This window comes from Nostoc sp. (genome assembly GCF_036917275.1).
In the GTDB taxonomy this organism is placed as follows: Bacteria; Cyanobacteriota; Cyanobacteriia; order Cyanobacteriales; family Nostocaceae; genus Nostoc.
The window spans coordinates 73,857-97,812 of sequence record NZ_JBALDF010000028.1; the positions used below are offsets into that span (position 1 = coordinate 73,857).

The 23,956-nt window shown below is 39.9% G+C and carries 16 protein-coding genes and 1 pseudogene; 11 read left to right on the forward strand and 6 right to left on the reverse strand.

Features of this window, described 5'->3' with window-relative positions; translation table 11 throughout:
* Nucleotides 1-41: 41 nt before the first annotated feature.
* Nucleotides 42-275 (forward strand): annotated as a pseudogene (locus tag V7K35_RS29655) (hypothetical protein); the annotation flags it as partial.
* Between the two features lie 213 nt (nt 276-488).
* Here the strand turns inward: V7K35_RS29655 and V7K35_RS09585 are convergent.
* Both V7K35_RS09585 and V7K35_RS09590 read right to left on the reverse strand, forming a co-directional pair.
* Nucleotides 489-1,322 carry an ATP-grasp domain-containing protein gene (locus V7K35_RS09585; RefSeq protein ID WP_335078348.1) on the reverse strand — a complete coding sequence of 278 codons (834 nt, stop codon included), beginning with the start codon at nt 1,320-1,322 and terminating at the stop codon, nt 489-491.
* A gap of 50 nt (nt 1,323-1,372) precedes the next feature.
* Nucleotides 1,373-2,254 carry a hypothetical protein gene (locus V7K35_RS09590; RefSeq protein ID WP_335078350.1) on the reverse strand — a complete coding sequence of 294 codons (882 nt, stop codon included), beginning with the start codon at nt 2,252-2,254 and terminating at the stop codon, nt 1,373-1,375.
* 135 nt (nt 2,255-2,389) lie between these two features.
* Between V7K35_RS09590 and V7K35_RS09595 the strand changes: the two genes are divergently transcribed.
* From V7K35_RS09595 to V7K35_RS09610, 4 genes are all read left to right on the forward strand, one after another.
* Nucleotides 2,390-3,307 carry a metallophosphoesterase family protein gene (locus V7K35_RS09595; RefSeq protein ID WP_335078352.1) on the forward strand — a complete coding sequence of 306 codons (918 nt, stop codon included), beginning with the start codon at nt 2,390-2,392 and terminating at the stop codon, nt 3,305-3,307.
* Nucleotides 3,308-3,367: 60 nt separating this feature from the next.
* The gene (locus V7K35_RS09600; RefSeq protein WP_335078354.1) at nt 3,368-4,627 is read left to right on the forward strand and encodes an AAA family ATPase; all 1,260 of its coding nucleotides are present in this window, start codon (nt 3,368-3,370) and stop codon (nt 4,625-4,627) included.
* A complete protein-coding gene (locus tag V7K35_RS09605) occupies nt 4,624-5,259 on the forward strand; it encodes a retron system putative HNH endonuclease (RefSeq protein WP_335078356.1) in 636 nt (211 codons plus the stop codon). Before V7K35_RS09600 ends, V7K35_RS09605 begins: the two co-directional genes overlap by 4 nt.
* A 74-nt stretch (nt 5,260-5,333) precedes the next feature.
* Nucleotides 5,334-5,627: an antibiotic biosynthesis monooxygenase family protein gene (locus tag V7K35_RS09610; RefSeq protein ID WP_335078357.1), complete on the forward strand. Its 294-nt coding sequence runs from the start codon at nt 5,334-5,336 to the stop codon at nt 5,625-5,627.
* A gap of 48 nt (nt 5,628-5,675) precedes the next feature.
* Here the strand turns inward: V7K35_RS09610 and pcrA are convergent, their stop codons facing one another.
* Together pcrA and V7K35_RS09620 are read right to left on the reverse strand one after the other, a co-directional pair.
* A complete protein-coding gene (gene pcrA, locus V7K35_RS09615; RefSeq protein ID WP_335078360.1) occupies nt 5,676-8,000 on the reverse strand; it encodes a DNA helicase PcrA in 2,325 nt (774 codons plus the stop codon).
* Nucleotides 8,001-8,471: 471 nt separating this feature from the next.
* The gene (locus V7K35_RS09620) at nt 8,472-13,925 is read right to left on the reverse strand and encodes a trifunctional serine/threonine-protein kinase/ATP-binding protein/sensor histidine kinase (protein WP_335078362.1); all 5,454 of its coding nucleotides are present in this window, start codon (nt 13,923-13,925) and stop codon (nt 8,472-8,474) included.
* Nucleotides 13,926-14,578: 653 nt separating this feature from the next.
* Here V7K35_RS09620 and V7K35_RS09625 point away from each other — a divergent pair.
* The 4 genes from V7K35_RS09625 (at nt 14,579) to V7K35_RS09640 (ending at nt 17,226) form a co-directional block, all read left to right on the forward strand.
* Nucleotides 14,579-14,764, forward strand: coding sequence for a hypothetical protein (locus tag V7K35_RS09625; RefSeq protein WP_335078364.1), 186 nt, complete (start codon nt 14,579-14,581; stop codon nt 14,762-14,764).
* Between the two features lie 447 nt (nt 14,765-15,211).
* Nucleotides 15,212-16,180 (forward strand): sodium-dependent bicarbonate transport family permease, encoded by a 969-nt coding sequence (locus tag V7K35_RS09630; RefSeq protein ID WP_335078367.1) that lies wholly within the window; start codon nt 15,212-15,214, stop codon nt 16,178-16,180.
* Between the two features lie 4 nt (nt 16,181-16,184).
* On the forward strand, nt 16,185-16,496 hold the full coding sequence (locus tag V7K35_RS09635) for a P-II family nitrogen regulator (RefSeq protein ID WP_334793572.1): 312 nt from the start codon (nt 16,185-16,187) through the stop codon (nt 16,494-16,496).
* 28 nt (nt 16,497-16,524) lie between these two features.
* A complete protein-coding gene (locus V7K35_RS09640) occupies nt 16,525-17,226 on the forward strand; it encodes a carbonic anhydrase (protein ID WP_335078458.1) in 702 nt (233 codons plus the stop codon).
* Between the two features lie 136 nt (nt 17,227-17,362).
* On the opposite strand, the gene V7K35_RS09645 is transcribed toward V7K35_RS09640, so the two are convergent.
* On the reverse strand, nt 17,363-19,036 hold the full coding sequence (locus tag V7K35_RS09645; RefSeq protein WP_335078369.1) for a sensor histidine kinase: 1,674 nt from the start codon (nt 19,034-19,036) through the stop codon (nt 17,363-17,365).
* A 1,121-nt stretch (nt 19,037-20,157) separates the two neighbouring features.
* Between V7K35_RS09645 and V7K35_RS09650 the strand changes: the two genes are divergently transcribed.
* The gene (locus tag V7K35_RS09650; RefSeq protein ID WP_334793574.1) at nt 20,158-20,595 is read left to right on the forward strand and encodes a CAAD domain-containing protein; all 438 of its coding nucleotides are present in this window, start codon (nt 20,158-20,160) and stop codon (nt 20,593-20,595) included.
* Nucleotides 20,596-20,828: 233 nt separating this feature from the next.
* Here the strand turns inward: V7K35_RS09650 and V7K35_RS09655 are convergent, their stop codons facing one another.
* Nucleotides 20,829-22,010, reverse strand: a complete 1,182-nt coding sequence (locus V7K35_RS09655) for an S-layer homology domain-containing protein (protein ID WP_335078372.1) — start codon at nt 22,008-22,010, stop codon at nt 20,829-20,831.
* 431 nt (nt 22,011-22,441) lie between these two features.
* On the opposite strand from V7K35_RS09655, the gene V7K35_RS09660 reads away from it, so the two are divergent.
* A complete protein-coding gene (locus V7K35_RS09660) occupies nt 22,442-23,800 on the forward strand; it encodes a sensor histidine kinase (RefSeq protein ID WP_335078374.1) in 1,359 nt (452 codons plus the stop codon).
* Nucleotides 23,801-23,956 lie beyond the last annotated feature (156 nt).

The following is a 23,956-nucleotide window of genomic DNA, read 5'->3' on the forward strand; positions in this document are numbered from 1 at the left end:
ACATTATATTGCGAAGTGTAGGGGCACAATAGGACTGCGCGATGCTCTCCTCGCCGCCGCAGCCGCTAACACAAGCTGCTGTAAATAATGGTGCTGTTGGTGTGCGTATTGATCTGCCAAATCACATCAGCACCGTGCAAGAAAGGCTGCAAGTACCAATTAGTGGGCTATAGAAGCAATTAATAGCTGGATACGATGTGTACATTACACCACAGTTTAACCATGCTGGTGCGATCGCAAAAGCAGGAGCAAATATTATTGTCATAGATGCAACTAATTTATGCAGAGTCATGAATTCTAACGATTCAAAAAATGTTTGCGATAGATTACCCCACCCTAACCCTCCCCTTAGAAAGGGGAGGGAACCAGATTTCTGATCACCCCCCTTAATAAGGGGGGTGATACCTGGATAAGCGGAGGGTTTTGTCTATGTGTCGCATTCTTTTTTCAAATTGGTATTGTATTAGATAACCGAAGTAGCGATTTTTTTATTTTGACGCTAGGCTAATTAGCATTTTTTCAAAAATTTTCAATACAGGCTCCTCGCCATTGTCTCTAGTGAAAATACTATAATTTGGGTGAGAATTGATTTCAATCAACCAATATTGGTTATCTCGATCTAAGACGATATCTAAACCAGCATAATCAAGGTCTAATTCTTCAAAAACTGGTCTGGCGAAATTAGCAATCTCTGACAATATTTGTGGCTCATTGATATACTTAGCTTTTGCACCATCCCAGTGGAGAGGACTGAGATTACCTATAAATTTTGCATCAGTTATATCTTTTTCATAGAGTAAAACTAACTCTTTATTTAAGAAAATCGCTCTATATTCAGATTTGATATGAATGAATTCTTGAGCAAGAGCGACGTAATCATACATTTTAGAATTGATATTAAAAATATCTTTTAAAGCAGTTTCAATTTCGTTTGTATTCTGACATAAAAAAACGTTATGTCCGCCCGCACCAGAATTCCTTTTAACAATTACAGGTGTTTCAAAATTTTCCTTTATTTCTAATACAATATCTTGAATAGTTGAGAATTTTAAGTAAATTTTATACTTGATGTCACAAAAAGGAGAAAGAAAACCTACTGTCCGAGGAAGTTTGACTTTTTTATTTAAAATATGGTAAGTGTATTCTTTGTCTTTTATAAGGTGTGCTACTGCTTGATTAATTAACGGAGTGTTATAGTTACAAAAATAATGCGATTTATTATTCAGTTTTATTTTGATTAAGTTTTGAGCAGGATGAATAATTTCATAGCTGATGTTTAAGTTTTTACAAGCTTGGAGCAATAGCGAAATATTGTCTAACATAAATACTTGAAGTTAAACATCCTAATAAAGTGTTTAGATTACGAATTATTTTAACTTGTAGTCTGCCGTTTAAAAATCACGATTTCAGTACCAACAACTGGGTTACGCGCTATTAGCCTATTTTGGGAGTCAATAATTTCTAAATGGGTAAAATCAAGTTCTTGAGAGCGTTGTAATATCTTTGCAGCTAGTTTGTCCTGCTGAGATTCTTTGAGAGTATACCAATCGTTGCTAATTTTGACAGTCAGATTGCTGGTGCGGAAGTTAGCTTGAATTGACTTTATCAGACCAGAGGCAATGCGATCGCTAATTTCAGCTACCTGATTTTCAATAGCCGCAATCAAAGCTTGTTCAGGTGTCAACTCTATAATTGGTGTTGGCGTAGGAATTGGTTCGGGTTCCGGTTCCGGTTCCGGCGTTGGTGGTGGCGGAGTTTGTACTTCTGGCGGTGGCGTAATTTCCTCTGGTGGGTGTGGCGGCTGTGGTTCTGGTGCGACTGACTCCGGTGGAGTAGTTATTATTGGTGTGGGTACAGGAACTTCCTTAATTGGTGGAACTGTCGCTATTTCAGTAGGTTTACCAGTAAAGACAGTCGCAGTTGTCCAAACGATAATTACAGCAATTGCAGTAACAATTCCCGTCAAAGCTGTATCTGATAACTTAGTTGACAAATTTGATGGTAAAAACAAGCGGATTGTCCTTAACAGTCCACCCCATCGCAACTGAAGCTGCTGGAAAAAACTGGGTTTTTCTTCAGTACCAGGTGGGAGTGTAGTCTCCAGTTTCTCAACCGTTACTTCTAAAACCCCAATCGTCCCTTGGAGAAGTTGGATAATTTTAGCCTTCCAAAATGGCTGAACTCTCTGATAAGGTTTTTGGGGAGGTTGAGTTACCTGCTCATTCGTCGATTTTGACTGATTGTCTTGTGACATGGAACTTTCACCAAAAGCAGCGAATCAAAGACAAACAACGTACATTATTACTGATGCTGCCTTCTTTTGCCTTAATGTATCACTTCATTGCTCATTGTTTCTGCTTAACTGACTATTTACTAAATTTGGTGAATTATGAACCTGAAACGCCGTCAATTTTTATTTTTAAGTAGCTTCAGCGCCATTAGTACAGGATTTTTAAGCTGGATGTTAGCTCATCAAAATCATCAAAGTGCTGATATTACCGATTCAACAACAGCTATAGCCGCCAACCCAGCCAAAAAAGACTTGTTATTACGTTTTGTGTCTGTAGCAGATACGGGGACTGGGGCTAAAGGACAGTATGCTGTGGCTGGAGCGATGAATATTTATCACAAACAAAATCCTTATGATTTAGTAGTTTTAGCTGGAGACAACATTTACAATAACGGCGAAATTGAAAAAATAGGCGAAGTTTTTGAGCGTCCCTACAAAGTTTTGCTCAAGCAAGATGTGAAATTTCAGGCTTGTTTAGGTAATCACGATATTCGTACTGCTAATGGAGATCCACAAGTCAAGTATGCTGGCTTTAATATGAAAGGACGTTACTATACATTTAAACGTAATCAAGTACAATTTTTCGCTTTAGATACTAACGGTAATGCTGATTGGAAAAACCAGCTAACTTGGTTAGAAAAAGAATTAAGTATTAGTAATGCTCCTTGGAAAGTTGTATTTGGCCATCATCCGATTTATTCATCGGGTCAGTATGGGAGTAATCCAGATTTTATTAAAACTTTTACTCCTCTCTTTCAAAAATACGGCGTTCAACTTTACATCAATGGTCACGAACATAGTTATGAACGGACTCGTGCGATTGATGGTACAACTTATTTAATTTGTGGCGCGGGTGCTGGTAATCGTCCTGTAGGGCGTTCTGAGTGGACAGAGTATTCCACCAGCGATTTAAGTTTTGCCTCTTATGAGGTGTATAAAGATAGAATAGAAATAAGTGCGATCGCTACTGATAATCGCGTTTTTGATAAAGGCATTATTCAATTAAAATCAGCTTAGTTATATGACTCAGCAAGAACTTCCTTATGCAATTGCTAATATTATAGAATCCTCAAAACTATGAAAGTCAAGCGCCTGAAAATGCAATCTTTCCGTGGAATCGGCGATTTGACGCTTGAGTTCGATGAAACAGAGCCAACGGTATTTATTGGTATCAACGGTGTAGGTAAATCGAGTATTATTGATTGCCTTGCTATTCTTTTATCGCGTTTTACTAGCTCGATTCAACACTCAACATCTTCGGGAAGAGTCTTTAGGGAGGAAGACATCACTAATGGGCAAAAGGAAACACATAACGAAATCACTGTTTCATTGAATTCTGAAGAAGCAATATGGTCTCTAACCAAGGTACATAAAGGATTAAGCAAAGATACTAACACTAACCTGTCAGCCATAACAAAGGTTGCTGAAAATATCAAAAAAGATTTATCTATATCTAATAAACTAAATATTCCTGTTTTAGTTTATTATTCCACCAATCGTGCAGTATTGGATATTCCTTTGAAGATTCGCACAAAGCATTCATTTGTCCAAATATATGTATATGAAAACGCACTTACAGGAGTAGGAAGTGAGTTTAGAATCTTTTTTGAATGGTTTAAAAAGCAAGAAGATTTAGAGAATGAGTTACGCCTGGAAGGTAATCCTAATTATCGAGATAGGCAATTAGAATCAGTCAGGCAAGCCATATCTTCATTAATACCAAGTTTTTCTAATTTACGCGTGCGTCGTTCCCCATTAATGAGAATGACTGTGCAAAAACAAGGTAAAGAACTCATAGTTAATCAGCTATCTGATGGAGAGAAATGCTTGCTGGCAATGGTTGGAGATTTAGCAAGACGATTAGCGATCGCTAATCCTAGTTTACCAGATCCACTCCAAGGTAGTGGTGTTGTTTTAATTGATGAAATCGAACTCCACCTACACCCCAAATGGCAACGAGAAATTATTCCGGCGTTGACAAGAACATTCCCCAATTGCCAATTTATCGTCACCACACATTCGCCTCAAGTAATTAGCCAAGTCAAGCCGGAAGGAATTTATATTCTAGAAAAAACAGACGAAGGTGTTGTTGCTAAAAGACCAGAAAGTTCCTTTGGGAGAGATAGCAATCGGATATTAGAAGACCTCATGGGTGTTCCAGCACGTCCACAAGAAATTAAAGATCGTTTACATGAGTTATTTAGACTAATTGATGAAGGCAATCTTGATGGTGCTAGGCAATTATCTCAGGAAATTACTGATATTATTGGACAAGATGAACCAGAATTAGTAAAAGCAAGTGTATCTATTCGACGCAAAGAGATTTTGAAGCGGTGAAATATATCAAAAAAAGTGAGGAGCCAGAAAGTTTTACCGTTTTGAAAAATTTAGCAAATGAGGATTGGCAACCAAGTTGGAAGAACTTCAGCAAACCACAAAAAACCGATGTACATAATTCCTTGTTGCAAGAGCAAGGTTTTATTTGCTGTTACTGTGGAAGACGGATTAATACTGATGATAGCCATTTGGAACATTTAAAGCCAAGAACAACTTATCCTCAATTAGCGCTAGAATACACAAATATACTGGCGTCATGCCAAAAAGATACAGTACGTAAAGAACCTCTCCATTGTGGGAAAATAAAAGATAAATGGTACGATGACAATCTGATGATTTCACCTTTAGATGTCAACTGTGCTGAGTTCTTTAGGTACACTGATGATGGCCAGATTTTGGCGACAAATAATTCAGAAAAGCAATTAGCTGCTGAAACAACAATTGATAAACTTGCACTCAATATTGATAAGCTGAAAAATTTACGTGCAAAATCTATTGAACCAATATTGGAAATTATTAATACGATTACAGAGGAAGAGAGAGAAGACTTAATTCTAGGCTTCAGTGAAACTGATTCTAAAGGATATTACGAAGAGTTTTGTGCTGCGATTATCTATTTACTAAAGAATTAGTCTTAATGGTGTAGACCGTTGTAGACATCACATTATACTAAATAACATTAGCTTAATACTCACTGTAAAACTATATGATTCTTGAGGCAGTTATTCTTCATCTTAAACCCGATTTAGAACCCGATTTTGAAGCTACTTTCAAAAAAGCTTCTAAAATTATTTCCTCAATCGACGGATATTTATCTCATGAATTGCATAAATGTATAGAAGTTCAAGGTAAATATTTATTACTTGTCAGATGGGAAACTTTAGAATCTCATACTGTCGGATTTAAAAGTTCTGCCGAGTTTCAAGAGTGGAAAAAACTTCTACATCATTTTTATGATCCATCTCCCATCGTTGAACACTTTGAAAAAATTGAAATATGAAAAACAAGATCCCCGACTTCTTTAAGAAGTCGGGGATCTCCGACCATATCACTCTACTCGTTGTAACTGCGCTACTCTTGGATCAACAATTTTTTGTCCCAAGCTAGAAAATTTAATTGCCACAGACATCTTATTACCTGTTCCGAAAACATGAGTTATTTCACCGACACCAAAGGTTTTATGTAATACTCTATCGCCTACTTGCCAATTCTGGGTTGCGTCTTGTTTCACACTAGGAGTAGAAGCACTTTTGGTATAAGTTTGACGACTCAGGCGTTGAGTAGATAATAATTCTTCTGGTAATTCGTCGAGAAATTGCGATCGCATGGCGGGTTCACGAGAACCATATAAACGACGTTCACGCGCGTGTGATAAAAATAACCGCTCTTGGGCGCGAGTAATCCCTACATAACACAAGCGGCGTTCCTCTTCCAAAGATGCGGGATCGCCCAGCGATCGGTAGCCGGGAAATAGCCCTTGTTCTAATCCCACCAAAAATACTACGGAAAATTCCAAACCTTTGGAAGCGTGCAAAGTCATTAAAGAAACGGCTGTTTGCCCTTCTTTTAAGTTATCCAAATCGGAACTGAGGGCAGCGCTACTCAGAAAATCTTGCAGGGAAACCTCTTCGTTTTCTTCTTGAAATTGCAGTGCAGCGTTATAAAGTTCTTGAACGTTTTGTACCCGATCTGTGGCTTCATCTGTGCCTTGACTCATCAAGTCTTGGACATAACCAGAGTCTTCTAGTATTCCTTGCAAAACCTCAGTCACAGGAAGCGTGCCGATTTGTCCTTGCCAACGGCTAATCATTGCGGCAAAGTTATTTACAGCTTTTGTCGCTCGTCCAGCTAATGTATTAACTGATGTTTCATCGCTGAGTATTTCCCACAGGGTTGTCCCTAATTGTTGGGAGGCGTTCACCAAAGCGTCAATAGTGGTTTTGCCAACTCCTCGCCGGGGAGTATTGATGACTCGCAATAAACTGACTGTATCAGATGGGTTAGCGATGGCTCTTAGATAAGCGACGACATCTTTAATTTCTTTGCGATCGTAAAACCTCATTCCCCCTACAACTGTATAAGGAATCTGATATTTCACCAACAATTCTTCAAAGGGGCGAGATTGGGCGTTTGTCCGATAAAGTATGGCAAAATTACCCCAGTTCAACTCTGGATTTTGCTGTTGTAAAGTCCGAATTTGATTGATTACAAATGCGGCTTCTGCGAGTTCTTCATCGGCTTTGTGACAAGTAATCTGCTCACCCGGCCCCCGTGTCGGTTTGAGGACTTTATCAATCCGTTGGGTGTTATTTTCAATCAGTTCATTAGCCGCTTGCAGAATGTTCTCACAAGAACGATAGTTTTCTTCCAGCTTAACCATCGTTCGGGTATCATCATCTACCAAACCATCGCCAAAGTCTTCCTGAAATCCCAGCAAGATAGTGAAATCTGCCATCCGAAAGCTGTAAATTGATTGATCTGCATCGCCGACAACGAAAACTGAGCGATTTTGCCATTCCCATTCGCTCTTTCTAGTTTCGCCATTAGTAACCAATAAGTGGATGAGTTGATACTGAGTGCGGTTGGTATCTTGATATTCATCTACGAGGATATGGCGAAACTTCCGATGCCAGTAACCCAATACTTGCTCATTTTGTTGAAATAATCTAGTAGGTACAAGAATTAGATCGTCAAAGTCGAGAGCGTTATTTTCTGCTAACTTATCTTGATATAAATTATAAACTTGGGCAATCACGCGTCCGCGATAATTGGGTTGATCTTGCTCAAATTCTTGGGGCGATAAACCTTGATTTTTAGCATTACTAATAGCGTAGCGGACAGAACGGGCGTCAAACTTCTTATCGTCTAAATTTAACTGTTTGTTGACGATTTCTTTGATCAGAGTCATCACATCTGATTCATCAAAGATAGAGAAATTACGATTCCAACGGCGTCCTTTTTCGTCTACATATTTTTCGATATCAAAGCGGAGAATGCGAGAAAATAGACTGTGGAAAGTGCCACACCATAAGTCTTTTATCGTATTTTTATAAACTTGCGATCGCAATTGTGTTTGTTGATATTCCGTCAATAAATCAAAACGCTTACCGTGTTGTTTCATTGCCAGTTGTTCCGCAAACAGCCGTTGAATCCGCTCTTTCATTTCCCGTGCGGCTTTATTGGTAAAAGTAACCGCCAGGATATTTTCTGGATCAACGCGGTGTTTCAGAATCAGATTCGCAATGCGATAAGTCAGCGCTCGTGTTTTACCGGAACCTGCGCCAGCAACAACTAGCAACGGGCCACAGTAGTGTTCGACAGCTTGACGTTGGCTGGGGTTAAGGTGACTGAGAAAGTCGATGGTTGTTGTCATGGATGTGAAAAAGCGATGTCTCCGACGGGCTATTCGGCGTCGCCTGGCGTCACATCAACAGAGAGTTGCTATTGCCCAGGTTACAATATCCTAACGAAACTTGGTCAATAAAGATTGTGTGGCAATATTCTTAACCCGAATGGTACTCTATCATGATTTATGTAGAAGCAAGAAAAAGCTATTTGCGACTTTTAAAAAGTCAGGACTTACGCATCGTACATAAGTACTACACGCAATTTGGGTATAAAGCCATGTTTAGTAGCCAGCGATCGCTTTCTCTGCCAATAAATTAAAGTTATGCGAAGTGCCTGAAACTAGCAAATATCATCATGCATATTATGGTTAATTTGTACAGTGCGTAAGTCCTAACTCTGCAATATTTCTTTACAACGTGTCTTGTTTTGCGCGTATCCCGGCTGAACCCCTAATTACTAATTCGTAATTTGTAATTGCAATCAGTGGCGGTAAAGATTAGATACTTCTTGCTTTTAGTCTTGCCTGAAGGGGGATAGAGATAATAAATTCAGCCCCTTGTCCTAAAACCGATACACATTCTAACTGTCCTTGATGCCTATTAGTTACAATCTGGTAACTAATAGATAGCCCTAAACCAGTTCCTTTACCGACAGGTTTTGTAGTAAAAAAGGGGGTGAAGAGTTGCTGCCGGATATTTTCAGAGATCCCAGAACCATTGTCAGCAATACCAATGACAGCAAGATCACCTTCAACAGTAGTACGAATTGTAATAATACCTGGGCGACGTATTCTCTCTGCATCAGTCCGATGTTTGTTAAATTCTTCCAAAGAGTCAATTGAATTAGCGATCAGGTTCATAAATACCTGATTCAGTTGCCCAGGGTAGCACTCTACAAGTGGCAGGTTGCCGTACTCCTGTATTACCTGAATTCCCGGAGAGTCTGGTTGGGGCTTAAGCCGACTTTGCAAAATCATTAGGGTGCTATCAATGCCCTCATGGATATCAACGGCTTTGACTTCAGATTCGTCTAGGCGGGAAAAGTTTCGTAAAGATAATACAATTTGGCGAATGCGATCAGTTCCCACTTTCATCGAAGCCAACAGCTTAGGTAAGTCTTCCATCAAAAAATCTAAGTCAACCGCGTCTATTTCATTCTGAACTTTAAGTGGTAAATTCTGGTTTTGCTGTTGATAAAGTTGTACTACACTCATCAAGTCTTTGATATAATTATTGACGTAAGTAAGGTTGCCGTAGATAAAGCTGACTGGGTTATTGATTTCGTGAGCAACGCCTGCTACCAACTGCCCCAGGCTAGACATTTTTTCGCTTTGCACCATCTGGGACTGGGTGAGCTTCAATTCATCGAGCGTCTGCTCTAGCTCCTTTGCTTTCTCACGCGCTTGTGTTTCCGAAATCTCTAACTCCTGGGAGTATATGTGCAAATTTGTGTAGAGCCGAGCATTTTCTATTGAGATAGAAACTTGCGAAGTCAATAAGTTGAGTACCTCTAGTCGCTCTGCGGTAAAGGCTCCGGTGGTAAGGTTATTTTCCAAGTAAAGAACTCCGGTTAGCTTCCCCTGATGAGCGAAAGGCGAACACAAAACTGATTTGGGTTGATTGACAACAATATAGTTGTCACTGGCAAAAAGCTCTGTGTGGCTAGCATCGTCTAAAACCAAATTTTCTTTTGTTCTTTCAACATAATTAATTAGCAAAACTGGTAGTTTATGCTTTACTTGAACCAGGCTAGATGATTGCACTCTCACTTGGTCTCGATCAACGCTTCCCTCAGCTTCAATTAGCCATTGGTTCTCCCGTTTAACAAGTAGATAACCCATTTGGGCACCAGCATTCTCGATCGCAATCGTCATCATCTTCTCCAGTAGCCGATTTAGCTCCATCTCACTCGACAGTGCTTGTGATGCTTTAATTGCTGTGCTTAAATCTAGAATTTGGGTTTTAGCTTCAGAAGTATCTCTGGTTGAGTTTGTAGCAGTGCCCCGAAGAGTTGCTTCTGCTGCTGTATCTGTAAAAAATTGAGAATATTGTTCGTCTAGTTGTTGGACTTTACCCATCGCTTCCCACTTCAGATAACCATAGCGGGCTTCTGTAAGATAAACTTTGGCAAGGTTTTTTCTGTCCTTGGCCAAGTAAAATCGAAATGCGAGTTCGTTTGCTAAGGCTTCATTTTGTAAATAACCGTTTTCGGCAGCAGAAGCGATTGCCTTGTCATACAACTCCATTGCCTGATAATCTTGTTGATAAATCTGAGCAATTTCAGCTTGAATCAGCAGAAACTTGTGTTGATAATTGGTTGGGCAGTGCATTGCCCATTGCTGGAATTTTTCCAGGTTAACATTTAGTTTATGTAGATAAATGACTTGAGTTGTTGTATCTACCTCAGCATAAGCTCTTGCCAAAGCAATACTTTGGTGAAAGTAGAAAACAGGATTAATAAAAATTCCCCGCGCTCCTCCAACAAATTTTTCTGCATTTTCTGCATACTCAACAGCTTTGGTATACTCTCCATACCAATTACAGAGTGCAAGTTTATAGATATAAACTACAAATGCACTCAACATATCCGAAGATGCCAACGCAAACTCTAGCACTTGCTGTTCATCTGCCCAAGTTCCAACAAGCTCGTCAATCTTGCCTGCTGGCTTAGTTAGGTTAGCGATCGCTTCCATAGCCAGCAGATGGTAGTTCAACATATTTTTATCAATCTTGCGGAGGGTAGGAATAAAATCTTCCGCTACTTCTGCGGTTTTTTCTAAAGATTCATTCCCAAACAAAGATTGCCATAAAAAATTAACTGAACAATAACCAGACCATTGATAAGAACCTGTTTCTAACCCGCTATTAAATCCCTTTAATAAATAAGGTTTTGTCTGACTAATATGGTCTTTATAATGACAGATTAAACCTCCCCACATATTCAAAATGTTTGCTTCTAATTCCTTCGTTCTCATAATTTCATGGAGTTGAAGAGAAAGCTGCCCAAACTCATAACCTGAATCTACTTCACCATATTGAAATACTAAGTTGAAGGAATACAGCATATAGCCAAATACCGAAATCGATGAGTTGCCATACTGAATCGAAAGTTGAGTCAGATTCATAGATGTAACGTGCAACGCTTTAGATCCTAAAAAGTAAGCAATAGGCCAAACTTCTTTTAAGATACGTTGAGCTATTAACTTCTCTTCGTCTTGCATTTGTGGTAGTTCTGCCAGACTAAAAGTTGAGCGATCGCCAATAACTTCCTTGGTATGATTAAGTTTTTCTAACAAATATGCATCATCGGGATAAGCTGTAAACTCCAAGCCTAAAAGTTCCAAGGTGTTTAACCCAATTTTATATGCAGAGTTTAAATCATTCTCCATCCGATAACACATAATTCGATATTCATTCACCCGACACATATCAAGAGTAGTTTGAACCTGATTGAAAGTCTGCTCAAAAATCAGCAAAGCTTTCTCATATTTACCATTTAAAAATTTGGCTTCTCCAACTTGTAAATATAATGTTAAGGTGAGTAAATAATTATCTTGCCAGCTATTTTCAGGTAGATAACTCATTCCTGTTTTCAGCAATTTGAGTGCAGTTACAAACGCCGAAGATGATTTTGCTCGCTGACCTGCTTTCAGATTTAATTCCGCCATCTCGTATCTTTCTGCTGGATCAACAATCAATGATTCTCCAGCATTTAGGTGGTTGACAATCTCGAAAAGATGCTCTTCTAATTGAGTTTTTTCAGTATTATGTAATAGTAATTTTCCCACCTTCAGGTGTACTTGTTGTTGCTGACCGATTGGAATTAAAGAATAGGCAGCTTGCTGAACGCGATCATGCAAGAACTTATAGTCAACATGTACTGCATTATCACAATATATTGCCAATTCCGATTGATTCAACAACTGAGGAATTTTATAAGTATCGCTTAAGGGAAGAATTAATCCCTCCTGTAAAGCTGACCATAAATCAACTGCTGTTGCTGATGCCGATTTTTCGTTGACTACTGCTAGAGTTTCTAAATTAAAACGATTACCAACACAAGCAGCTAATTGTAAAACTTGCTGGGTTGGCTCTGACAGTCTCTGAATTTTCTTCACCATTAAATCGACCACATTATCGGTAATGGCTTGTGACTGAATTTTGTTAAGATCCCACTGCCAGAAACCCGAACGGTAATCAAATATCAAGAGATTATCTTGATGCAATACTTTTAATAACTGAGTCAAGAAAAAGGGATTACCTTGGCTTTTTTGAAGTAGCAAATCAGCTAAAGGTTCTGCCTGAGATGATTCGCAATTGAATGTGTCAATCAGCAGTTGAGTAATATGAGGTGCTGCTAATGGCTTTAAGAGCAGTTCTTCAACGGTTGCCCCAGATACTCGAATTACCTCTAGCATTAGTATCAGCGGATGGGTGGGACTAACTTCGTTATCTCGGTAAGCTCCAATCATCAATAAATACTGGCTTTCTAGGTCAGTCATCAAATTCTCGACCAGCATCAAAGAGGCAGCATCTGCCCATTGCAGGTCATCTAAAAACAGTACTAACGGATGATCCGCAGCAGTAAAGGCATGGATAAATTGCTTAAATACCCGATTAAAACGGTTTTGAGACTCAGTAACACCCAACTGCGGTACAGGCGCTTGCTGCCCGATAATCAGTTCTACTTCTGGGATAACATCAATAATGACCTGACCGTTAACTCCCAATGCTTGTAGCAATTTATTTTTCCAAACCTCAACTCTGACTTGGCTTTCAGTTAACAGTTGTCGCATCAATTCTCGAAATGCCTCAATCAAAGAAGCATAAGGAATATCTCGCTTGAGTTGGTCAAATTTGCCACCGATGAAGTAACCTCGTTGCCGCACAATCGGTTTATGAACTTCGTTAACCAGTGAGGATTTGCCGATACCTGAGTATCCTCCTACTAACACAACTTCACTCGAACCAAGACTAACTTTCTCGAAGGCAGCCATAAGAGCTGCCACTTCTACTTCCCGACCATAAAGTTTTTGAGCTATTTGAAATTGATGCGAAAAATCCTGCTCACCTAAGCTAAAAAGGTCAATCCTTCCTTTTGTTTCCAGTTGAAGCATTGCTTTCTCTAAGTCAGCCTTTAACCCGTAAGCACTTTGGTAGCGATCTTCAGCATTTTTGCTCAGGAGTTTCATGGCGATCGCACAGATTCCCAGTGGTACATTAGGATTAATCTCGTCAGGAGCTATTGGAATTTTCGCAATGTGACAATGCACCAACTCCATTGGGTCTTGAATATTCTCGAAGGGAAGCCGACCCGTCAGCATTTCGTAAAAACTCACGCCTAATGAATAAAAATCTGTACGATAATCTAAGGTTCGATTGATACGTCCAGTTTGCTCTGGCGACATATAAGCCAACGTTCCTTCTAACAGGTTGAGGCTACTGATTTCTGGGCTTTCTTTTGATAGCAGCGAAGCAATGCTGAAGTCAATCAGTTTGATTTTTTCGCTATTGGGGTTGTAAAGAATATTTTCAGGTTTAATATCCTTATGGATAATGTGGTGACTATGTAACTCTCCTAATGTTTCAGTAATTTGAACGGCGATGTTAAGAAATTTTCTTAGTTCAAACCCTGTAGTAGATATCTGATCTTTTAAGGATTCTCCGCCAAAATCTTCTAAAACCATTGCTAGACCATTACTATACCCATTGTCATAATTGATTAATTTATGGGTTTTGATTACACCTACAATATTCAGGTTTTGGATAATTTCGTATTCGTGCTTGATCTGAGCAATCTCTTTGACAGTAGGATACTCTGCTTTGAGCAGTTTGATCACAACTGAGTCTCCGTTAACTTTGCAGTATGCTCGATAAACTACTGTGGCAGTAGCTTCATAAATTAAACTGCTAATACTGTACTCTGGGATACGAACAATTAATTTAGACACTATTACTTGCCTGAATGTTGTTTTACAATGGATTTTGGCGGTTCCTATAATAATTCCCAAAATTCAAGTCAAGTTAACTCTTCAAATCCTAGTTAAGCCCAGATCAGCGGCTTCCAAAATTGTTGCGTGAAAATTAGAGAGCAGACATCAGGTTCCTATAAAAATACTCTACTGATTTATTTCTCTCAGTAGAGTATTTAGAGGTTGTTTGAAAAGTGTTTTGCTATAACTTTAGGCACTTTTTAAGGGGGATTTAGAGATAATTAGAACTTTTGATATCGACAAGAGTACTTTTCAAACATCCTCTTAAAGGGGTTCAGCCGGGATACGCGCAAAACAGGACACGTTGTAAAGAAATATTGCAGAGCGTGTTTTATTGATTTACCAACTTATCCATAAATAATGTTGAGGCAATCAAAATTTGGCACGAAAAAATCCATCGGTGAGAGGTTAAGATAAAGTGCCTTTTGTCAATCATAGGACTTACGCACTGTACAAATTAACCATAACGTGCATGATGATATTTGATAGTTTCAGGCGCTTCGCATAACTTAATTTATTGGCATAGATAGAAAGCGATCGCTGGCTACTAAATATGGCTTTATACCCAAATGGCGTGTAGTACTTATGTCCGATGCGTAAGTCCTGAAAGTGTGCAAATCATCCCTTTCGACCAAAAATTGCTGGATGAAGGTTGGATGTTATACAGCCAGCGTTCTGCTAAAGATTGGGGGCTAACTGACTGGATTAGCTTTGCAGTGATGACACAGGAAGGGATTACTCAAGCCTTTATATCTGACCGTTATTTTAAGCAAGCGGGATTTACCAAACTGTTGTAAATCAAAATAATACTGGGATTTAGCAAGGTTTGTGTAGGAGCAATTCATAAATTGCCCCGACAATACGTTAACTTTTTTACATAGATAAGTTAGCGACGAATTATTCTTGCGCGTTCTGTCGTAAAATCAGCGACGGGGAATCAAACCTCAAAACATGGTGGGCAAGCTCGCACTTGTTCTGTTGTCAACAGAGCTTACAGCTATTTTCAGTTAATTGAACTACAGATTTTCGTAGGGATACGGCAATGTTCCCTAGCCCGTGGTTTATTGAAATGAAAAACGTTGTAATACCTAACCAGAGTATTGTCACCAATAGGACTATTCACTCCTTGAGTATCCAATTGACATTGGGTAGCGATACACGATACATCATGATTGAACCGTTAAATCTTTAAAGATGAAAAATTTCTTTAATTGCAGGTTTTACCAGTATAAACAGGGGTGGATATGGATTTTAGCTTAATTGTATCCAACTTTTTGAATCCGCCAATCCTATTTTTCTTTTTGGGCATGACTGCTGTTTTTGTCAAGTCTGATTTAGAAATTCCCGCACCAGCGCCCAAACTCTTTTCGTTGTATCTGCTGTTTGCGATTGGTTTTAAAGGAGGGGTAGAACTAATCAAAAGCGGTGTCACTCAGGAAGTAATTCTAACACTCGCGGCAGCAATGATGATGGCTTGCGTTGTTCCAATTTACACCTTTTTTATCCTGAAGTGGAAGTTGGATACCTACGATGCGGCTGCGATCGCAGCCACCTACGGTTCTATCAGTGCCGTCACCTTCATTACAGCTAGCGCTTTTTTGACTGAGCTTGGTATTGCTTTTGATGGTTACATGGTGGCAGCCCTTGCTCTGATGGAATCTCCAGCGATTATAGTTGGTCTAATTTTGGTGAATATATTCACTAACGATGGCAAGCGAGAGTTTTCATGGGCAGAAGTTTTACAAGAAGCATTTCTTAATAGTTCAGTTTTTCTATTAGTCGGTAGTCTATTAATAGGTGTCTTGACAGGAGAACGCGGTTGGCACGTATTAGAACCCTTTACTCAAGGGTTGTTTTATGGCGTTCTCACCTTCTTCTTACTGGACATGGGACTAGTCGCTGCTAGAAGAATTAAAGACTTGCAAAAAACCGGAGTTTTCCTGATTTTATTTGCCATACTAATTCCAATACTCAATGCAGGCATTGGATTAGCGATCGCCAAATTGATCGGTATGCCTCGCGGAGATTCGCTGTTATTTGCTGTATTGTGTGCCAGTGCTTCTTATATCGCTGTCCCGGCGGCTATGCGGATGACTGTTCCCGAAGCAAATCCCAGCCTGTATGTTTCTACTGCCCTAGCTGTCACATTTCCGTTCAATATTATTGTGGGAATTCCGTTATATCTCTACGGAATTAACCTATTTTGGAGGTAAGAATATGCACGTAGTTAAAAAGATAGAAATTATCGCCAATTCCTTTGAACTTGCCAAAATTTTAGATAAATTAGACAAGTCGGGTGTACATAACCATGCCGTAATCCGAAATGTTGCTGGTAAAGGATTACAAGGAACCACAGAAGATTTAGACATGACCATGCTGGATAATGTTTACATCCTCGCCTTTTGTATGCCAGAACAACTCAAGCCGGTTGTCGAAAATATCAAACCACTCCTTAATAAATTCGGTGGTACTTGCTACGTTTCCGATGTGATGGAAATTCGCTCTGTCAGATGTGTTGCGTCGATTTAGGAGAGTTATAAATTCAATGAAGCATTTCATGGAACGGCGTGACTTTTTGAAATTGGGAATGACTGGGGCGTTTGGGATGATGTTATCTGCCACCGATTTACTCTGGCGGGTGGAACAGGCTAAAGCTGCCGAAATGCCCTCAACTTCCCCTGAATCCCTCAATCCCGATGCAGCATTGCAAAAGCTGATGGAGGGAAATCAGCGGTTTGTTCAGCATCAACCCCAATACCCCGATCAATCTGCGCTACGGTTGCAGGAAGTTGCTCAAGCTCAACATCCATTTGCAACTATTCTCAGTTGTGCGGATTCACGAGTCCCCGCAGAAATTGTTTTCGATCAGGGCATTGGGGATATCTTTGATGTTCGGATTGCCGGAAATATTGCCACCTCTGAAGCGATCGGCAGTATTGAATATGCGGTTGTTCTGTTAGGTTCTCCACTGCTGATGGTAATGGGTCATGAGCGTTGTGGGGCAGTAACGGCCGCTGTACAAAACCAATCGTTACTGGGTGATATTGGTACTTTTGTGAAGGCAATTAAGCCAGCAGTGGAAAAGGTCAAGGATCAGTCGGGTGACGCGGTTGAGAATGCTGTGGTTGCAAATGTACAATATCAACTTGAACGGTTGAAGCGATCGCCACTTTTAACTGAGCAGGTGCGATCGGGCAAATTGAAAATCGTTGGAGGTCGTTACGATTTGGATACAGGCAAGGTAAGTATTATTGCTTAAGTTAGTAAAGGATTGCCAACAATTAAACAATTTAGAACTTACGCACAAGAGATCCCCTAACCCTCTTATAAAAGTTGGCTGTTTAAGGTTCCTGCTTAAAAAGGGGGATTTAGGTTTCAGGTTTTCAGTAACTCCTTCAATCCTGCACAGTCATTGGTAGACGAACAGTGAAAGTAGAGCCAACTCCCGGTTCACTTTTGACAATAATCTCACCACCCATCATCTGGCAAAAGTGGCGGCTAATTGCCAACCCCAGTCCCGTACCTCCATACTTTTTCGTAGTCGAGGTATCTCCTTGTGTAAAAGGTTGAAATAACTGCTGCTGTTGACCGTGAGACATACCTATGCCTGTGTCGGTAACGGTGAAAGTAATCATGCCCAAAGGAGCCTCCAGTCGGAATTCCTCCTTTTCTCTGTTGACTGTCAGCATCACCTTACCGTTTGTAGTAAACTTGCCAGCGTTACTTAGTAAGTTTAACAAGACCTGCCGCATCCTGGTCTGATCGGCGTACATGATGCCAAGTTGCTGATCAATATATACTTCTAAGACATTGGCATTTTTTTCTATAATCGGTTTGACTGTGAGGACGACGTTATGAATCAGCATCGCAATCTCGAATGTCTCTGGATAGAGGGTCATTTTCCCCGCTTCAATTTTTGACAAGTCGAGGATTTCGTTAATTAAGTGGAGTAGATGCTTACCAGCAGAGTTAATTGTTTCTAAGTCTGTGATAAAGTCTCCAGATAATCCAAGATCGGTGGCGTCGTCTTCTAGAAGTTGGCTTAAGCCAATGACAGCATTTAATGGCGTGCGTAATTCGTGGCTGACATTGGCCAAAAATACGCTTTTTGCTTTGCTAGCAGCTTCGGCTAATTCTTTAGCTTGTTGTAGTTCTTTTGTGCGCTCAGATACTCGCTCAATCAGACGATTTAGAGATTTGGCGAGTAGGCCAATTTCATCTTCAGTGGTGACGGGCGCTCGCAAATCGAAATTAGATTTTCTTGCAACTTGCTCCGCTACTTGGGTGACAGTGATAACTGGTTCAGCGATCGCCCGACTGGTACGCCATGCTACAATGGCTGCGATCGCCACCGAAACCAGCATACTCACGATCACGATGAACCGCTCAACTACTTTTGCCTCTTCAACAGCTTTTTGCCTTTCTTGCTCTTGAATTTCAGCAGTTTGCAGGATGTTAGTCAAGCTCTCAGAAAGCTGGTCTAGCCGGATGGCTGTTTCACCACGCATAATTGTCAATAACTGCGATCGGGCAGAAGAAATCTGCTGAGGCTGCACTTTTTTGGAGTCAATTTTCTGTAATACAATTTCTATTTGGTCAACGTAGGTTTTTAAATTAGTTTTATAATCCAGCAATAAGGTCTGTAAAGTCGAACTTGTTGCCGCTAGTCTTTTAGGTTTACTATCGATGAATCCGCCAATTTTTGACTCTAGTTGCTTGGCTTTTTCAACATTTTTCAGAAAATCGGCTTTTTTGCTTTGTAGCTGTTGTGAATTTTCCAATACAGCAACTAGGTTAGAACTATGCAATTGCGCCCCAACTACTGCATCTTTATAATTACTCAGTAGTTGTCCTTGTTCATAGGCTTGATTGAATTGCCTGACTTCTCTTCCTCGGTAGTAGTTGGCAATCACTAACCCAGTCAATGAGCCAAAAAAGCCAATTCCGATAGCTACAAAGTACCCATAGCCAATTTTTTGATGGATGCGCCAAGAACTGGCTTTGAGTTTCCCTCGTGAGGGAAATTCTATAGTCGGGAGTTCGTCTGTCGATGGCTCTTCGGCTAACACTTTTTTGCTTTCTGAACTGCTGTCGATAGGGGTTGGCTTTTGAGGAAAGTATTTCTCAAATCTTCTTGCCTTCCCGCAAAAATCACTAAATCAGTCTAGCTTGTGCAAACACTTTCATTGATGATTAATATCTAGATTATCTCTTTTATAGCAATAGCAAATCATTGCTTATTAGATAATTAGCATAACCTTATATAGTATAAGTGGTTTTGATATAGCAATTTTAAATCATTCATGAGAGATAAAATTGCTGAAATGCCTATAAATACGTACTTTTAATCTCCATATTTTCTCACATTTAAATTTTGATTGCTATAGCAATGAGTTCTTGGCATCAGGTACGCCACTACTCTACCTTACTGCTTCTTTAGAAAATTAATACAATCAGGAAAAAAACAAAAGCTATGACATTCGTTGAGCACTTGAACTGAGCGAACGCAAGAGCGTCTCTAAGAGTTGCCGTAAAGCCTGCGGCATAGCTAGCTACGTTTAGGGCGCAGCCTCTCCAAGAGTTGTATTGGGCATTGGGAGGAGACAAGTTAGAGACTCTTCCTCCTTGTCTTGCTAGTCCCCATTGCCCCTTATCCCCAAAGAGCGCCCCGAGTTCCCCAGTCCCCAGGCACGCATATCATAAAATAGTTCTAAAATCTAGTCTATATGAACACACAAAAACTGTTATTACGTATTAATATCAATACGAATGCGTTAATTGACGAAGGCGGCTTAAGATAGCTTTAATATCAGATAAAATCGGCTTTTAGGCTTATATAAATGAGAGGTAGACTGATTTTTGCATAATTTGTACTTAGATTTAGTACGATTATGAGCAAATGACACGGAATGGGATAATTACAACCGGAGGATTCCAGTTGATTCAAAAAAAAGAACTCAGAAAGCTGATTATAATACAACATCCTTCTGAGTTCTATCCTCCTACTGACTTTCTACCTTGTAGTTGATGCAGTAGATATTACGGGGCAATTATGGTTATAGGATACTAAAACCCTTTTCTGCCCTTGACCTAATTCTATTGATGCACTTGTGCATTACCTAATCAACAGCCTTTTGGTTGTAATTATCCAGATCAGAAAAACTCAACTGTCAAATTTATAGGAGCGAAAATGCCAGAACAAGAATTCACAGAAAGCACATCCAAAGAGGGTACAGTGACAGATATCAACAGCCAAACGGGAACCATCACCAAACTCCAGCCCCCCGCACAATCTCAAGACGAATGGCTAAAATACGGGGAGCAAATTTCTAGCTTTTTAGCAACATTACCAGAATATCTGGGAAGCTTTTTTAATCAATATAAGCAACCCCTGGTGACTGTTGGTTTAATTGTGGGATCCATTGTTGGGGTTAAAGTACTCTTGGCAATATTAGATGCTTTGAATGATATCCCCTTGGTAGCACCTACTTTTGAGTTGATCGGTATTGGTTATTCTGCCTGGTTTGTTTACCGCTATTTACTCAAAGCCTCAACTAGGAAAGAGTTAACTAGTGAAATCACTACTCTGAAATCACAAGTAGTTGGTAAAGAAATTTCAGAAGCTTAATATCTAACTATGGCTTCTTCTGCGAAGACGCTACGTTAATGCTTTAATTCAAAATCACGATCTGTTCTGATCTGAGGAAGCCTTAGATCAGACTTTTCTCAAAATTAAGAATTTTTTTGAATTTCTAATTTTGAATTTTGAATTTTCTGCAATGGGTTGGCCAACAAGCAAGGGAGCAGGGGATCAATAAAGAATCTTTCTCTTCAGTTCCTCTTGTTTCTTGAACACTTTCACTACCTAGCTGAATGAGACGAGCCTCCTGCGGACAAGTTACCTTTTAGGTTGTGCTTTGGTGTGCGCGAAAGTCCTGGAGACACGCTGCGCCATGCCTGCGGCCGGCTATGCCTATACACAATGTTTTGAGATGGAATTGCCTCCAACTTACCACGTTTTACTAAAGCTTGATGAATCATCGCTGCCACTTCAGTCCGAGTAGCTACTTTGTTAGGAGCGATAATCTGTTGATTTGGATAGTTAATTACCAAACCATTAGTTGTAGCAGCGGCTATTTTGTTGATAGCATAGGTTGGAATATCTTTAGCATCTTTATAGACACTTAAAATCTGATTTGGGGAAGTGGGTGCTTTTAAATTCAACCCACTGACAAGGGCAACTAAAACTTGCACTCGCGAAATATTTTGTTGTGGTTTGAAAGTTTTTTTAGGGTAACCTGTGAGAAATCCGGCACTGATGGCTTGGTCAATTGCTGGAGTTGCCCAGAATTTTGCTGGTACATCTTGAAATGCGATCGCGGTCTTAGACGGTTCTTGGTCAAAGGCTTTTTGGAGTATAGCAGCAAATTCGGCGCGATTTACAGGCTGATTTGGTCTAAAAGAATAATCAGAAAACCCCTTGAGAATACCACGGGAAGAAAGAACATCTATAAAACGCCGACCCCAGAAGTTATTAGGCACATCGTTAAATGCAATTGGCGGCGGAATAATGGATTTTTGTTTTGCCGGAGTTACTAAAGGCAATGCTAATGATGTAATTGATGACTCAAGTCCTGTTGAAGAGGATACAGGCGTCTGTGGTTGTGGGGATTGAGTTGGGATTACCTCAGCAGATGGTAACACTGCACGGGAAGGAGTTGCGCTGTTAGTCGCAAATGAAGGTATCTTGGGTTCAATAACAGCTTCAGGTGGAGATGATGGCAAAACGTTGAATTTAGGGACTGCATTTGGTTCTACCTTGGGAGTAGGGGAGGGCAATAATTGATTTGGTTGAACGCTAGGAGATGGAGTGGAAGAAGGCAACAGCAGCCCGTTTAAGTTCCAGTTAGAATTCCTGCCAGACAATGACCAAAAAAGAATCGCTCCGATAGTGGTGAAGGCAACCAGAATGGCTATAAATTCATCAAAGCCAAGGGCAGTTCTTTGGGATGACTCCGGTTCGGAAGGAGGTCTATTTGTCATCGTGATTACCCTGGTAGCAGTAAAATTTGTGTCTAAACAAATTAAGCCACAGATGACTCTTTTACACCAGCCCTTTTTAATTCATAATTCCTAATTAGTAATTCGTAATCACGCTCGTTGCAAAGCGTCTCACGCCAGCTCTACTTGGGGTTAACGCCTGCCATAGGATGCCCAAAGGGCTGTAGGGAGAAGACTTGCTAACGTAATTCCTGATTTGTAGCAAAATATTAGGCTTCTGGTTCAATGCCGAGCGATGTCTAATGACAAGCTGCTTTGCGTCTACGCAATTGGGCAGTTAAGCGATCGGCTGTTTGGCGTTCCTGTTCTGCTCTAGTTCGATTAGATACCTAAACCAAAACCGGATTTAAAGGTGGCAGAATGTAAAATATTAACTTATTGTTTACCTGTCTTCGTAAAAATCAGGGTGTCTAGTGCCAGAAGAATTCAGTTGCCCAATCTTACCGCCATTTTTGTCTGTTGGTAGCGATCGCGATCTCGATTTAGAGTCAACCCTCCAAGAACTACCAATGTACAACTTCTCAGTGGAAATCAACTGCACTGGTATGGAAGTGGCTAATTTTTTGGAAAAATATCCCCTGTTACCAGGAGTAATTTTGGTAGAACAGGGAAACTTTATTGGAATGATTTCGCGGCGACGACTGCTGGAATTTTTGATTCGTCCCTTTGGACAAGAGTTATTTGTTCAACAACCATTAGCCGTTCTCTACAGCTATGCGCGGATACCAATGTTGCTTCTTGCTGATACAACATCGATTTTAACTGCGATGCAACTTAGCTTAAAGCGATCGCCAGAATTATTAGCAGAACCAATTGTAGTACACACAGAATCTGGTGCTTATAGATTGCTAGATGTACAAGAATTGAATATTATTTCTTGGCAAATTCGGGGAATCGACAATCTGGTGCGGTATGAACGCAGTCAAGCCCAAATGATTCAAAATGATAAAATGGCAAATCTGGGACGATTGGTAGACGGCATAGCGCACGAAATTTTAGACCCAGTAGGTTTTATTTGGGGTAATATAACTTACGTTTCAAACTACAGCCAAGATTTACTCAAGCTGATAGCAGCTTATGAAAAAGAATTGCCATCAGCATCTCATGCAATTAATCTTTTTAAAGAAGAGATTGAATTTGATTTTTTAGAACAAGATTTGTCGCGATCGCTTGCTAGTATCCGCACCGGAGCAGAAAGATTAAAAAAACTCGTCACCAGCTTACAAAACTTCTGTCATATCGATGAACTTTATCCAAAACCAGCAGATTTACATGCCTGTATAGATAGTATTATTTTATTAATTAATAGCCGTCTTCAAGGAGAAATTGAAATCGTCAAATACTATGGTCAATTACCTCCAGTATATTGCTTTATAGGGCAATTGAATCAGGTTTTAATGAATATTTTCAGCGAGGTTGTAGATACTTTACTCAATGAAGCAGTGCGACAGCAGTTGCATCTAGATGATACAAAGACTGTTCAAAAACCCCGAATTGAGATTACCACAGAAGTGATTTCCCAGGAAGCAAGCAACCCAGATGCAGTAGATTCTCGCTGGATCTTAATTCGTATTGCTGACAATAGTTCTGGAATATCTCAAGAATTGCAACAGCAAATTATGGAGTCTTTTTCTTTTGAAGCAAAGAATAGTAAGAATACTAGTTTAGCAATAAGTTATCGAATTATCACTGTGAGACATGGTGGAAAATTAAATTTCCATTCACAGATTGGTATTGGTACAAAATTTGAAATATTGTTACCTTTGGTGTAGCAACATATATTTAGAAGATTGTTCTACACATTAACCCGCCCAACGCAGTGGCTCCCCTTATAAAGGGGAGGGTTAGGGTGGGGTGAAAAATATTTGATACATCATTCATGACTTTTCAAACATCCTCTTAACCAAAGCGTATTGGAATTTGAATAC